Annotated in this window: 12 protein-coding genes; 10 read left to right on the top strand and 2 right to left on the bottom strand. The window is 56.2% G+C overall.

Going from position 1 to position 13,319, the window contains the following annotated elements; all coding sequences use genetic code 11:
- Nucleotides 1–129: 129 nt before the first annotated feature.
- Nucleotides 130–1,506: an LLM class flavin-dependent oxidoreductase gene (locus AAGR08_RS09045; protein ID WP_345829696.1), complete on the top strand. Its 1,377-nt coding sequence runs from the start codon at nt 130–132 to the stop codon at nt 1,504–1,506.
- Here AAGR08_RS09045 and AAGR08_RS09040 read toward each other — a convergent pair.
- Nucleotides 1,484–2,158, bottom strand: a complete 675-nt coding sequence (locus tag AAGR08_RS09040; protein WP_345829694.1) for a GntR family transcriptional regulator — start codon at nt 2,156–2,158, stop codon at nt 1,484–1,486. The two genes, AAGR08_RS09045 and AAGR08_RS09040, sit on opposite strands and share 23 nt — an antisense overlap.
- A gap of 168 nt (nt 2,159–2,326) precedes the next feature.
- On the opposite strand from AAGR08_RS09040, the gene AAGR08_RS09035 reads away from it, so the two are divergent.
- Genes AAGR08_RS09035 through AAGR08_RS09005 form a run of 7 tightly spaced genes read left to right on the top strand, consistent with a single transcriptional unit; the run spans nt 2,327 to nt 9,778 of the window.
- Nucleotides 2,327–3,817, top strand: a complete 1,491-nt coding sequence (locus tag AAGR08_RS09035; RefSeq protein WP_345829692.1) for an ABC transporter substrate-binding protein — start codon at nt 2,327–2,329, stop codon at nt 3,815–3,817.
- On the top strand, nt 3,814–4,674 hold the full coding sequence (locus AAGR08_RS09030; RefSeq protein WP_345829690.1) for an ABC transporter permease: 861 nt from the start codon (nt 3,814–3,816) through the stop codon (nt 4,672–4,674). The genes AAGR08_RS09035 and AAGR08_RS09030 overlap by 4 nt, the downstream gene beginning before the upstream one ends.
- Nucleotide 4,675: 1 nt before the next feature.
- The gene (locus tag AAGR08_RS09025; protein WP_345829688.1) at nt 4,676–5,590 is read left to right on the top strand and encodes an ABC transporter permease; all 915 of its coding nucleotides are present in this window, start codon (nt 4,676–4,678) and stop codon (nt 5,588–5,590) included.
- On the top strand, nt 5,587–6,987 hold the full coding sequence (locus AAGR08_RS09020; protein ID WP_345829687.1) for a M20/M25/M40 family metallo-hydrolase: 1,401 nt from the start codon (nt 5,587–5,589) through the stop codon (nt 6,985–6,987). The genes AAGR08_RS09025 and AAGR08_RS09020 overlap by 4 nt, the downstream gene beginning before the upstream one ends.
- 1 nt (nt 6,988) lies before the next feature.
- On the top strand, nt 6,989–7,987 hold the full coding sequence (locus tag AAGR08_RS09015) for a D-cysteine desulfhydrase family protein (RefSeq protein WP_097097281.1): 999 nt from the start codon (nt 6,989–6,991) through the stop codon (nt 7,985–7,987).
- Nucleotides 7,987–8,970, top strand: coding sequence for an ornithine cyclodeaminase (locus AAGR08_RS09010; protein WP_345829685.1), 984 nt, complete (start codon nt 7,987–7,989; stop codon nt 8,968–8,970). Before AAGR08_RS09015 ends, AAGR08_RS09010 begins: the two co-directional genes overlap by 1 nt.
- Nucleotides 8,960–9,778 (top strand): rhodanese-like domain-containing protein, encoded by an 819-nt coding sequence (locus AAGR08_RS09005; RefSeq protein WP_345829683.1) that lies wholly within the window; start codon nt 8,960–8,962, stop codon nt 9,776–9,778. Before AAGR08_RS09010 ends, AAGR08_RS09005 begins: the two co-directional genes overlap by 11 nt.
- On the opposite strand, the gene AAGR08_RS09000 is transcribed toward AAGR08_RS09005, so the two are convergent.
- Nucleotides 9,764–11,371 (bottom strand): ABC transporter ATP-binding protein, encoded by a 1,608-nt coding sequence (locus AAGR08_RS09000; RefSeq protein WP_345829682.1) that lies wholly within the window; start codon nt 11,369–11,371, stop codon nt 9,764–9,766. The two genes, AAGR08_RS09005 and AAGR08_RS09000, sit on opposite strands and share 15 nt — an antisense overlap.
- A 245-nt stretch (nt 11,372–11,616) precedes the next feature.
- Between AAGR08_RS09000 and AAGR08_RS08995 the strand changes: the two genes are divergently transcribed.
- Together AAGR08_RS08995 and AAGR08_RS08990 are read left to right on the top strand one after the other, a co-directional pair.
- A complete protein-coding gene (locus AAGR08_RS08995) occupies nt 11,617–12,390 on the top strand; it encodes a type IV toxin-antitoxin system AbiEi family antitoxin domain-containing protein (RefSeq protein WP_345829681.1) in 774 nt (257 codons plus the stop codon).
- Nucleotides 12,391–12,393: 3 nt separating this feature from the next.
- Nucleotides 12,394–13,311, top strand: a complete 918-nt coding sequence (locus AAGR08_RS08990) for a nucleotidyl transferase AbiEii/AbiGii toxin family protein (RefSeq protein WP_345829680.1) — start codon at nt 12,394–12,396, stop codon at nt 13,309–13,311.
- Nucleotides 13,312–13,319 lie beyond the last annotated feature (8 nt).

Raw genomic sequence — 13,319 nt, 5'->3', positions numbered from 1 at the left:
AAGCAAATCATTATCCGCTTTAGCGGATTATTTAATCCCGTTTTGTGCATGTTGATGTGTGAATATTGTCATTGCTAACGTGTTTATTTTTATTACTCTCCTCACTCTCTCTTCCGGCAGGAAAAAACAATGTCCACGTCGAATCGTATTATTTTAAGTGCTTTTACCATGGCCGCTGTTTCTCACATTAATTACGGTATGTGGCGTCATCCCGATGAACAAGGCTGGCGCTATACCGATATTGAATACTGGACGGCGCTTGCCACGCTGCTGGAAGAGAATCATTTTGATTGTTTATTTATTGCCGATGCGTTGGGCTTATTAGATACCTGGAATGGATCGCCCGCGGCATCGCTAAAAAACGGTATTCAGTCCCCGCTGATTGATCCCTTACTGCTGGTGTCAGCGATGGCTGGCGTGACCAAGCGTTTAGGATTTGGCGTCACCGTCTCCACCACCTACGAGCAGCCCTATTTGCTGGCGCGCAAATTCACCACGTTGGATCATCTCACTGACGGTCGTATTGCCTGGAATGTCGTCACTTCACAGCTTGATAGCGCAGCGCGCAATCTGGGACTGGATCAACAAATGGAACATGACCAGCGTTACGAACGCGCCGACGAGTTTTTGGCGGTGTGTTATCAGCTGTGGCAGCACTCCTGGCAACGCCATGCGCTGCAGCGCGATAAGCTGCGCGGCATCTATACCGACCCGGCACAGGTGAAAGCGATAAAGCATCATGGCCGCTTCTTCACCGTGCCCGATGCCCACTTAAGTGAGCCAAGCCCGCAGCGTACGCCGGTGCTGTTTCAGGCGGGAGGATCGCCGCGAGGTATTCACTTCGCGGCACAGCATGCGGAAGTGGTGTTTGTCGCCGGACTGGATGCCGCAGGGGTAAAAAAACAGGTTCAGGCGATTAAGCAACAGGCTAAACGGGCTGGCCGTGCGCCTGATGCCATCAAATTTATCAGCGCGGTAACGGTGATCACCGGCGAAAATGCCGCGGAAGCCGAAGCTCACTATCAGCAATTACGCGAACTCTACGATCTGCAAGGCGCGCTGGTGCACTACTCCGCCAGCACCGGCGTGGATCTTGCCAAACATGATATTGATTCGCCACTCGACTGGCAGCACACCAACGCCAACCAATCCTTGCTAAAAATGATTACCGGTGCGCCGGGCGAACCGCGTAAGACCCTGCGGGAAGTGTTCAAACCGGAGATCGGCTTCGGCCGACAAAAGACCTTTGTTGGCAGTGGCGAACAGGTCGCCGATCAGATTGAAGCGTGGCTGAGCGCCAGCGAAACGGACGGGATTAATCTGGCGCAATGGCTGAGTCCGCGCAGCCTGGCCGATTTCGCGCGTTGGGTGGTTCCGGTGCTGCAGCAGCGCGGGCGGCTGACGCCGCAGCCGCAGAACAGCACGCTACGTCAGCGGCTCTTTGGCACAGCGTCGGCAGAACCGGCGGCAGATCACCCGGCTATCAATCCTGCGTTTCGCCGCTGAAGTAGTGGCGCACGAGGATTTCGGCACCATCATCAATGGCTTTCAGCAGAATCTTTTCGCTATTGATAGCGTCGCCTGCCTGTAACGCATCCAGCAGACGATCATAGTTATGATGCCCGTTCACCACCTCAGTGGGCTGCGGGTAGAGATAGTTAAAGCATGGACCAATCTGCACCCACAGCTGCTCAATCAAGGCTTCCAGCGTCGGCATTTGCGCATAGCCATACAGCGTAAAACGAAACGCGCGGTTAGCTTCCAGCGCGGCCTCCGCAACGCCACTCTGCTTCGCTTGCATGAAGCGCGCGCAGAGTTTTTTTAGCTCAGCAATTTGTTTTTTCCCCACAAACGGCGTGGCTGCCTTCACCGCTAAACCTTCAAGCTGCTTACGAATTAGGGTGATCTCCTCAAAACGCTGACGCGACATTTCCGGCACCAGAAAGGCCGCTGCGGGCGTGGCATCCAGAGCTCCGGCAGAAACCAGACGCAATAATGCTTCACGCACCGGCGTAATGCTGGTGCCGAGCTGTGCGGCCAGATCGCGCGTCACTAGGCGCGCGCCGGGTTTCAACTTGCCAACAATCAGCGCGTTACGCAGCGATGATTCCACCTGAGCGGTTAAACTCAGTCGCTGCGCTTTGTCCATTTCGATCATAGGTTGCAGGCCCTTTACTGGAATTCGCAAATGGTAAGTTATTTTTAATGTTTTATTGGCAACATCACGAATTATAGGATATATCATGTATTACAAATAAGCACAGTCTTGATTCTGGCAGTATCCACTCTTTTCACTACCTTGCCGTTGGCAATTTTGGGAAACGTTATGAGACTACCTGCAGTGAAGTTTGCCACCACCGCGTTGCTATTTGCTCTGTTGCCATCTGTCCAGGCAGCGGAACTCACCATTGGCCAGCCCACGTCTGCCACGGCGATGGATCCCGGCTTCCTGAAAGAGTCTGCCACTCTGGTAGACAATATTTTCGATACCTTAGTGCGCCGCGCGGATGACATGTCACTGCAGCTGGGTTTAGCCACCGAGTGGAAAGCGATTAACGACACAACCTGGCAATTTACCCTGCGTCAGGGCGTAAACTTCACCGATGGTGAGCCAGTAAATGCCGAAGCGGTGAAATTCTCCCTCGATCGTATTTTAGATCCGGCAAATCACGCACCGACGATTTCTTATATTCGCACCATCAAATCGGTTGATGTGATCAACGATTATCAGGTGCAGATCCACACTAACGGCCCGGATCCGCTGCTGCCGACGCGCATGAGTCGCTATCCGGCCTATATTGTGCCGCCAGCCTATGTGAAAAAAGTGGGTGCCAGCGAATTCGCGCGGAAACCGGTCGGCAGCGGCGCGTATAAGCTCGATAGCTTCATCCCCGACGAAAAAGTGGTGATGGTCGCCAATGAAAGCTACTGGCGCGGCAAGCCTGCTATCGATCGTGTGACCTGGCGCCCGATTCCTGAAGCCACCGCGCGCCTTACCGCGCTGCTGACCGGCGAAGTGCAGCTGATTGAAAGCGTGCCGGCCGACATGGTACCAGCGCTGAAAAATCGCCCGAATGTTGCGCTTGAGCAGGTTAAAGGTGGCGGGTTAACCATTTATCTCGGCCTGAAAGATGATGAGAAACCGCTGAACGATGTGCGCGTGCGTCAGGCGCTGTCGTTAGCGCTGAACCGTCAGGCTTATACCCAGCAGTTGCTGCACGGGTTCGGCACACCAACCGGCACCATGGCTGGTGCTAATGACTTTGGTTATCTGGCGGTTCCGGCCACCGTGCAGGATGTGGCTAAAGCCAAATCGCTGCTGGCAGAAGCCGGTTACGCCAAGGGCTTTACCCTGCGCTTTCAGGCACCGCGTCGCTACATCGCCAGCGCCGATGTAGCGCAAGCCATCGTGCAGGATTTAGCGGCGATCGGCGTGAAGGCCGAACTGGAAGTGCCGGAGTGGTCGGTGTATACCCAACAGGTTGCCTCACAAAAACAGGCACCGATGTACATGCTGGCGTGGGGCTCAACCCAAACGCTGGATGCCGATGCCGCCCTGTTCCCCATCCTGCGCAGCGGCGAACCCTACTCCACCGTGCATGATGCGGAGCTGGATAAGTTGCTCGATCGCAGCCGTCAGATTGTCGATCCCGCTGAACGCAAAAAAGTGTTAGCGCAGATTCAGCAGCGTGTGGCGGAACAACAGCCACTGCTGCCGCTGTATCGGGAAGACACGCTGTACGCGCACAGCACCTCGCTCAACTTTACAGGCCGCGTCGATGCCCGCATCCCGCTGTTTGATCTGAGGCTGAAATGATCTCTCCGGGCACCGTGCTGCAGCGCCGTCCGCGTCGCCTGATATACGGCGATGCGCTGATCGGCTCGACTTTGCTGATCGTGGTGATTGCCGCGGCGCTGCTTTCCCCGTGGCTGCCGTTGCCCGATGCATTAAGTAATAACCTGAATGAGATGTTCCTGCCGCCGGGTACGCCCGGCGCGCAGGCAACACATTGGCTGGGTACCGACCAACTCGGCCGTGATTTGCTCTCGCGGATTCTGGCGGGCACCCGTTTGTCGCTGCTGGTGGTGCTGGTCGCCGCCGTGATTGGCGCGGTGATTGGTGTGGCGCTGGGGATGATGGCTGGCTATGCCGGTGGTTGGGTGGATGCGCTGATCATGCGCTTGATCGACATCCAGCTGGCGGTGCCGTTTATTCTGTTAATTCTGTTGGTGATTGCGCTGATGGGCGCGTCGCTCACCAACATCATTGTGATTATGGGCTGCACCAGCTGGGCGATTTATGCCCGCGTGGCGCGCGCCAAAACCTTAGAAATTCGCGAGCTGGAATATATTCAGGCGGTGCGCGCGATGGGCTTCTCGCCGCTGCGCGTGCTGCTGCGCCATATCCTGCCCAATCTGCTGACGCCGCTGGTGGTGTTGCTGACGCTGGATATTCCGCGTTTGATCGTGCTGGAAGCATCGGTAGGTTTTCTCGGCATGGGGATCCAGCCGCCGACGCCAACGCTGGGTAATCTGATCGGCGAAGGACGCTCATATATGCTGTTGTCGCAGTGGCTGGTGCTCTATCCCGGCCTGGTGATTGCGGCGCTCGTGATTGGCTGCAACCTGCTGGGCGATGCGCTGTTACGTCGCACGCATACAAGGCTGGATTAAGATGCTGAACATTCTGCTCAATCGCCTTGGTCAATCTATGTTAGTGCTGCTCGGGGTGTCGCTGCTGATTTTCTTTAGCCTGCATATGACGGGCGATCCGGCGGCGCTGATGATGCCGCCGGGCTCCAGCCAGCAGGAGATGGATACCTTTCGCCACAGCATGGGCTTTGATCGTCCGCTGATTTGGCAATACGGTCACTATCTCAGCGGCGTGCTGCACGGCGATTTGGGTGAATCGCTGCGTTACAGTCAGCCGGTGCTGGCGCTGATAGCTGAGCGTCTGCCCGCGACCGCGCTATTGGCGGTCAGTGCGCTGGCATGGAGTTCACTGCTGGGCCTGCTACTCGGCATTATCAGCGCCCTGCGCCCGCACAGCCTGTGGGATTTAACCTGCCGTCTGCTGGCCTTTTCCGGCCAGGCGATTCCGGTGTTCTGGCTGGGATTACTGCTGATTCTACTGTTTAGTTTGAAATTACAGTGGCTGCCATCCAGCGGTTACGGCACCTTCGCCGCGCTGGTGATGCCCGCACTGAGCCTCGGCGCGTTTTACATGAGCGCCGTGGCCCGCCTGACGCGCGCCAGCCTGCTGGACGTATTGCAACAGGATTACATTCGCACCGCGCGCGCTAAAGGGCTGAGCGCCTGGCGCATCGTGGTGCGCCACGGTTTACGCAACGCGCTGATTCCGGTGATCACCGTGCAGGGCATGTATTTCGCCTCGCTGCTGGGCGGCGCGCTGGTCACCGAGATTATTTTTGCCTGGCCGGGCATTGGTCGTCTGGCGATTCAGGCGATTCAAAACCGCGACTTCCCGCTGGTGCAGGCGATTGTGCTACTCGCCGCGGTGGTGTTTGTGGCGATCAATTTGCTGATCGACCTGCTCTATCTGGTGCTAAACCCGAGGATTCGTTTATGAGTCGCCTTGCTGCCACCTTAGAACTGCTGAGTGAACTGACGCGCTGGCCGAGCGTGGCCGGCCAGTTATCTGCGCAGCGTGGATTGGCAGCCTGGCTGGAACGCTGGATGGTGGAGCAGCTCAATGCTGCCATTATCCATCCGGTGGCGACGCAACACGACGAGTCCCCGCCGCTGGTGCATGTGCGCATTGATAACGGCAGCGACAGAAGCGTGGTGTTGTACAACATGTATGACGTGATGCCTGCGGATGACGCCGGTTGGGACGTAGCGCCGTTTATCGGCGGCATCGTTGAGTGGCCTGAACTGGGCCAGGTATTTGTCGGGCGCGGTGCCGAGAACAATAAAGGACCGGTGGCTGCCCTGCTGATTCTGCTGCGCGAAATGCAGCACAGCCAACAGCTCAATTTTAATATCGAAATTCTGTTAGAAGGTGAAGAGGAAGTCGGCAGCGGCGCGCTGCGGCGTTATCTGGCGCAGCAGCCTTGCCCGATCGCTCCCGCCGAAGCGGTGTTGTTTCCCTCACTGTGCGAATACGGCGGTGGCGCACCGCGGGTTTACCTCGGCTTTACCGGACTGGCATCCGGGCGTCTGAACGTGACCGGCGGCGACTGGGGCGGACCGTCTTCAGCAATTCATGCCAGCAATGCCGGCTGGATCGCCAATCCCGCGTGGCGCCTGGTGCAGGCCTTGCATGCCATTGCGCCCGCCGAACACAGCGGCGTGCTGGCGCGCAGCATGCCCGATGATGAGGCGAATCAGCTGCTGGCGAGCTTAGCCGAGCAGTTCAGCATTCATGACGAACTGCGTTTTCGTCGCAGCCAGCGCCTGATGATTGCAGGCGACACCTTGAGCAGTCTGCAAACGTTGCTCGGCAGTGCGGTATTGACGCTGGCCGAGCTGCACAGCGATCCGCCGGGCGGACGCGGCGTGATTCCTTTCCGCGCCAGTGCCGAGTTGGCGTTCCGCATTCCGCCAGGCTTCGATCAGGACACGATGATTGCCGCCGCCCAGCAGCGCCTGGCGCAGCCGGATTTAGCCGGCTGCGAACTGCAGCTGTTCGATCGCTATCCCGGCGTACGCTTTAGCCGCCACGCCCCCGGCGTAGATGCACTGATCGCCAGCTATCAAACGCTGGGCGCCGCTCCGCAAATCTGGCCGTGGGCACCGGGCTGCGCGCCCGCCTATGCCTTTGCCGCCGTCGCGCCCGCCTTTCTGATTGGCGGATTAGGCCACGGCGGCAACGCCCATGCCGTCAACGAGTTTGTTACGCTGGCAGGACTCGAACGCTTCCAGCAATCCATGAGCCTGTGGCTCACCGCATTCAATGATTCGGCCATTGGCCGGGTCGCGCCACACCAGGGAAACACCGCAGTACATAAAAATACAAGGCTATAAAATGAAATCAGTTGAAGAGTTTGAACGCGTTCCGCTCGGCTTCTTCCCCACGCCTCACGAGCCGCTGCCGCGGCTCAGTGAGGCACTTGGGATTACGCTGACGATCAAACGCGATGACTACAGTGGCTTCGGCGGCGGCGGCAACAAAGTCCGCAAGCTGGAGTATCTGATGGCGGAGGCCTGCAAAACCGGCGTCAATGTGGTGATCACCACCGGCGGGCATCAATCGAACCACGCCCGCATGGTGGCCGCCGCGGCGCGCAAGTTTGGCATGCGTCCAGTGCTGGTGCTGCGGGGCAATCCGCCCGCGAGCTGGCAAGGGAATCTGCTGCTGGACAAGCTGTTCGGGGCCGAGGTGCAGTTCCTCGATCCCGACGGCTACTTCACGCAGATTGAAGGTGCGATGCAGGCGCACGCTGATGCGGCGATCGCCCAAGGTGAAACGCCAATGATTATTCCGCTGGGTGGCGCGACGCCACTCGGCGCGTTGGGTTATGTGCGCGCCGTGGAAGAGATGGCGGCGCAGCTGGCTCCCCATCACACGCCCGCGCCAGATTTTATCGTTGCGCCTACCGGCTCTGGCGGCACGCTGGCTGGATTGCATGTGGGAACGCGGCGCTATTGGCCGCAGACCAAGGTGATTGGCATCAGCGTCAGCGCCAAAGCCGATTGGTTTCAGCCACGCATTGCCGGCATGGCGCAGGATTGTGCCGACCTGCTGCAATGGCCGCAGCGGTGGCAACCGGACGATATCTGGATTGAAGATGGCTATGTTGGCCAGGCTTATGGCGTGCCATCCGATGGCGGTATTGATGCCATCTACAAACTCGCCCAGCTGGAAGGCGTGCTGCTGGATCCGGTATACACCGGAAAAGCGATGCACGGCCTGTTTTCGCTGGTGGAGCTGGGGCGTATTCCGCAGGGTTCGCGCGTTACTTTCGTGCACTGCGGCGGTTCTCCGGCGCTCTATCCGTTCGCCGACCGTCTTTTGGAGCCGTGATGGACGCGTTATTGCGGGTGCTGGATGAAGCCACCGTCGCGCAATTGGGGGGTAACGATATCGCCCTGGCGCTTGAGGATGTCAAAGCCGTAATCCGTCTGATGCGCCTCGGTGAGGCGCAGATGCCCGCCGAAAATCACATCGATCTCGGCACGCCGTTGGGTAAAGCTTATGCGTTACCGGCGCGCGTCGGCGGCAGTTATAACGTAGCGGGCGTGAAGTGGACGGCTCATCGTCCTCAGCGTCCGGACACCCTGCCCGCCGCGTTAGCCTTAACGTTGATCAACGATGCGCAAAGCGGTCTTCCCCGTGGTCTGCTGGCCAGCGGTGCGTTAACTGCCGCCCGCACCGCCGCCGTGAGCGCGCTGGCGCTGCAGCTGGCTGCGCCACAACCCGTGAAACGCGTGCTGTTGCTAGGAGCAGGCCTGCATGCGCAGACGCATCTGCACATGCTACATCAGCTGTTTCCACAGCTGGAACAGATTGGCGTCTGGAATCGCTCTGGCGAAAAACTCATGGCGTTGCACGATGTGCAGATTGAATCCAATCTGCAGTTGGCGCTGGCGCAACCCTACGACGCCGTGCTGACCTGCACCAGCGCAGCGCAGCCGATTGTTGATGCAGCGGCGGTGCGTCCTGGCCGGATTATTGTACAGGTGGGCTACCACGAAGTGAGTTTTGCCGCCATCCATGCCAGCAGCAAAGTGGTGGTTGATGCCTGGGGTGATTTCGCCCAGCGTAGCGCAAAAAGCCTGTTTCAGATGTTCCGCGCCGGTGAGTTTCGAGAGCAAGATGTCGCTGCCGATCTCTGCGCGCTGCTCGTCGATGGCTGGCGCCCGGCAGCGGATGATAGCGTCTATTTCTCCTCGTTTGGCCTCAACGTGTTTGATATCGCCCTCGCCGCTCGCGTGTTACAGGCCGCAGAGCACAACGCACTCGGCACCCTGCAGTCGCTGTTTTCGGGAGTTCAGCATGATCATTGATGTGCAAACCCTCCACCAGCGTCAGGCGCAGGGCGAAGCTTTTTTGCTGATCGACGTGCGCGAATTTGCCGACTGGCAACGCGCCACCTTGCCCGACGCGCAGCACTGTAACGTCTATGACTATTTTATCGACGACAGCAGCGAGCCAGGTTTAGCGGTGATGGCGGCAGAAGCGGCCACCGCGCTGCAACCAATGTTTACTAGCTATCCTGGCGCCACGCCGGTTTTTTTTGAGCAGCAGGTGGGAATGCGTTCGCCGCGCGGCGCGTGGTTTGCGTGGCTGCTACAGCGCGATGATGCGCTAATTCTGGATGGCGGCGTGGAGGCCTGGCAGGCGGCGGGTTTTGACCTCACGCCAGGATTAGGTTTAAGTCGAACGGTGGCGCATCCACCCGCCGCAAACGCCCGCGCGTGGAATCGCGATGTGGTGTGCATCCGTGAGCAGGTGTTAACGGCGGATGGCGTGACGGTAATCAATGTAGATGCCCGTCGTCCCAGCGAATTTGACGGTAGCTTTGCCCACGCCTGCTGTCAGCGCGCGGGACGTATTCCTCATTCTCAGCTGCTGTTTTGGGAAGACGTGGTCAGCGACGGTCATTTCCGCACGGCTGATGACATTGAGGCTCGCGCTACGGCCGCAGGGCTGAATAAAAGCGCGAAATTACAGGTTTATTGCCACCGCGGCGCGCGAGCTGCCACGGTATGGGCGGCATTAAAGCTGGCGGGGTTTGCGCATGTCGCAGTGTATGTCGGATCCTGGCACGAGTGGGCTGAACACCCTGAACTGCCGCTACTACACGGCAGCTGATCGTTGCGCCAGCGCCTGCTGGACATCCGGCGCTGCCGCCAGCAATTGCTGCGTGTAGCGGTTCTGCGGATGGTTGATCACGCTCGCCGTTATGCCCGACTCCACGATTTCACCGTGATACATCACCACGACCCGATCGCACAGCTGCCGTACCGCGCTGAGATCGTGGCTGATAAACAGCACCGATAATCCCAGCTTGTGCCGTAGCGTATTAAACAGCGCCAGAATCTGCCCGCGTACCGATAAATCCAGCGCAGCAACCGCTTCATCCGCCACCAGCAGCTTCGGCTCCATTGCCAGCGCGCGTGCAATCGCAATCCGCTGGCGCTGACCGCCGGAAAATGCCCCTGGTAAACGATGCGCATGTTCTGCTTTCAACCCCACTAACGTCAGCAACTCTTTTACCCGCTCATCCACCGCAGCGCCTTGTCGCAAGTGCCACACGCGCAGCGGCTCGGCAATCTGTTCACCCACCGAAATTTTGGGGTTAAGACTCGCGTAAGGATCCTGGAAGATAATCTGGGCGTGACGGCGTAACGTATTTAGCTGGCGACCTTGCAGATGCTGGCCCTGGAAATGCACTTCGCCGGCATCTGCGGCAATCAAACCAATCGCCGCGCTGCCCAGCGTGGTTTTTCCGGAGCCGGATTCACCAATCAAGCCGACGATTTCGCCCTGCGCAATCGTTAGATTAGCCGGGTGTAAAACGGTTTGGCGTTTGGCTGGCCACAGCGGCATGCGACGCGGCAGCGGATAGCTTTTGCTGATATCACGTAGCATCAGCAGCGGCGGCTGATCGGCCATTGTTAGGGCTTCCGGCATCTGCACCGCCGAGGCGGCAATCAATTTGCGCGTGTAAGGATGTTGTGGCGCGCCGAGCGTGTTGAGTACTGCTCCCTGCTCAACCAGCTGCCCGTGCTGCATTACGCACACGCGATCGGCGTAACGTGCCACCACGGACAGATCGTGGGTGATCAATAAGATCCCCATCCCCATTTCTTGCTGCAGCTCTTGCAGCAGCGCCAGAATCTGCGCCTGAATGGTGACATCCAGGGCGGTGGTCGGCTCATCCGCAATCAGCAATTCCGGCTGTCCGCTGATGGCGCTGGCGATCATCACGCGTTGGCGCATACCGCCCGATAATTGATGAATATACTGGCGCGCTCGCTGTGCCGGATTAACGATACCGACGCGATCCAGCAGCGCAATCGCTTCCTGCTGGGCCCGCTTCCAGCTAAATTGTTGATGCCGCACCAGCACTTCGGCGATCTGTTCACCGATGCGCAGCGTGGGATTCATGCTGGTCATTGGCTCCTGAAACACCGTGGCAATGCGGCATCCGCGCAGTAATTGGGTTTTGCGAGCATCCAGCGGATCCCCATTGAAAACCACGCGACCGCCACTTTGCTGCACACCGGCAGGCAGCAAGTTCATCAGCGCCAGGGAGGTTAAGGTTTTGCCAGAACCCGACTCGCCAACCAGAGCCAGTATTTCCCGCTGGTCAAGATGAAACGAGACGTTCTGCACCAGCTGCCGCCGATCGTGAGTTTGTAGTGAAAGATTTTCAACCGACAGCAAGCGGGCGCTATTCATCTGGCAGGGATTCTCAATAGGGAAAAATACAGGATATATCCTGAAGATAGGGGGAACAAGACCATTAGGTTATGGTACTGCGCGTGACGGAATAAGCCTATTGAGTGGTTTGTAGCACCCCAAATCTACGGCGATTATCGCCGTAGATTTTATAAAAAGTAAACTCTCGGGTCAGTTTGGTTTACTATTCACTTTATCAACGGCAATAACTGCCGCTAATATTTAGTTTTAGCAACGGGTGATACATGTTGAATGTTGAGAGCAGAAATATGCTCCAGAAACTGGTGCCCTCCGGATTAGTCGCGACAAAGTCATGGCTAGAGGTTCAAGGTTTAAATCCACATTTCATCGATAATGCGGTGAAGAGCGGTACGCTAATATCGCTCACACCTGGGGTTTATGTGCGTGATCCAGCCCCTCTACTATGGAAAGGCATCATCACCTCCTTACAACGGATGATGCAACACCCCATACATGTCGGTGGTTTAACGGCCTTGAACCTTGAAGGTCTGGCGCACTATCAATTGCGATGCAAATCAGCCAGTGTTCAACTCTACTCTATAGCGCCAATGCCTATCTGGCCGAGCAAAATCAATGTGAATGCACAGTTCGTATGCCATAGCACCCAAAGAATCTGGCCCGAATCACTTATGTATGAGATTAAATATCTTCGTGAAGAGCACTGGAATGAATCATTACCCTCCTTACGCTATTCCACACCTGAAAAAGCCATATTGGAAGTGTTAACCGAGGTTCCCAAAACGATCAGCTTTGAACATGCAGACCAACTCATGCAGGGTCTCTCAACGCTATCACCTCGAAAAATGGATGAGCTTCTGCGAGCCTGCTTCAGTATTAAAGCAAAGCGATTATTTATGTGGCTAGCTGAACGACATAATCATGCCTGGTTCAAATATCTTAAACCTGACAAGTATGATTTCGGTTCGGGCAAACGTGAGCTATCTCGAGGTGGCAAGCTGGATAATAAATGGAACATTACGATTCCAAGGGAAATGTGATCTATGGACAGAACGAGTCTCTATTATCGGCAAGTGCAGTTACTTCTGAAAATACTGCCATTGATATCCCAACATAGCTGTTTTGCGTTAAAAGGTGGAACGGCCATCAATCTTTTTATCCGTGAATTACCTCGCTTATCTATCGATATCGATCTCGTATTTCTACCTTCATTAGAACGTACTGAAGCGTTAACAACAATAAAGAAGACACTTGATGATATAGCCGCTGAGATAGGCATTAAGCTGGTGGGCTGTAGTGTGGTTCGTTCTTATGAGGATAAGAATGATGCATTGCGACTAACGGTTACGCGCTCAGGCGTGCAGATTAAAATTGAGTTATCTCCAGTGTTACGTGGAACCGTATATGAATCCGAGATACTGCAAGTCTCTGAGTCTGTGGAAGATGAGTTCGGATTTACTGAAATGAAAGTCGTTTCCTTTGCCGACCTATATGCTGGAAAAATATGTGCGGCGCTTGACCGACAGCATCCCCGTGATCTATTTGATGTGAAGTTTCTTTTAGAGAATGAAGGAATTACTCAAGAATTGAGAAAAGCACTGTTGATCTATTTAATTAGTCACCCGCGACCGCTTGCTGAACTACTACAACCACAGTTAAAAGATATCTCAAGTATCTATGATGGTGAATTTCGTCATATGGCCGAGAGAGACGTGTCATTGAAGGAACTCGAGGAAACAAGAGTTCAATTAATTAACATAATTAATACATCATTGACTATTGAGGAACGCAACTTTTTGCTCTCTTTTAAAAATCTGCAACCTAACTGGGGGCTGCTCGATCTGGACCGCGTTGATCAACTTCCCGCCGTACGTTGGAAACTGAAAAATTTATCGACTATGTCAGCGGCTAAACATGCTGCTGCGTTAAGAAAATTGGAGAGCGTTTTGCAAATCGTTTAACAGCTGAG

Source organism: Pantoea sp. BRR-3P (genome assembly GCF_039621635.1).
GTDB classification, from domain to species: Bacteria; Pseudomonadota; Gammaproteobacteria; order Enterobacterales; family Enterobacteriaceae; genus Pantoea; species Pantoea floridensis.
This window is presented reverse-complemented; position numbering and strand designations above follow the sequence as displayed.

Bases quoted from the DNA above. Each gene is read 5' to 3' on its own strand.
- AAGR08_RS09045 (WP_345829696.1), top strand. From the start codon at position 130: ATGTCCACGTCGAATCGTATTATTTTAAGTGCTTTTACCATGGCCGCT.
- AAGR08_RS09040 (WP_345829694.1), bottom strand. From the start codon at position 2,158: ATGATCGAAATGGACAAAGCGCAGCGACTGAGTTTAACCGCTCAGGTG.
- AAGR08_RS09035 (WP_345829692.1), top strand. From the start codon at position 2,327: ATGAGACTACCTGCAGTGAAGTTTGCCACCACCGCGTTGCTATTTGCT.
- AAGR08_RS09030 (WP_345829690.1), top strand. From the start codon at position 3,814: ATGATCTCTCCGGGCACCGTGCTGCAGCGCCGTCCGCGTCGCCTGATA.
- AAGR08_RS09025 (WP_345829688.1), top strand. From the start codon at position 4,676: ATGCTGAACATTCTGCTCAATCGCCTTGGTCAATCTATGTTAGTGCTG.
- AAGR08_RS09020 (WP_345829687.1), top strand. From the start codon at position 5,587: ATGAGTCGCCTTGCTGCCACCTTAGAACTGCTGAGTGAACTGACGCGC.
- AAGR08_RS09015 (WP_097097281.1), top strand. From the start codon at position 6,989: ATGAAATCAGTTGAAGAGTTTGAACGCGTTCCGCTCGGCTTCTTCCCC.
- AAGR08_RS09010 (WP_345829685.1), top strand. From the start codon at position 7,987: ATGGACGCGTTATTGCGGGTGCTGGATGAAGCCACCGTCGCGCAATTG.
- AAGR08_RS09005 (WP_345829683.1), top strand. From the start codon at position 8,960: ATGATCATTGATGTGCAAACCCTCCACCAGCGTCAGGCGCAGGGCGAA.
- AAGR08_RS09000 (WP_345829682.1), bottom strand. From the start codon at position 11,371: ATGAATAGCGCCCGCTTGCTGTCGGTTGAAAATCTTTCACTACAAACT.
- AAGR08_RS08995 (WP_345829681.1), top strand. From the start codon at position 11,617: ATGTTGAATGTTGAGAGCAGAAATATGCTCCAGAAACTGGTGCCCTCC.
- AAGR08_RS08990 (WP_345829680.1), top strand. From the start codon at position 12,394: ATGGACAGAACGAGTCTCTATTATCGGCAAGTGCAGTTACTTCTGAAA.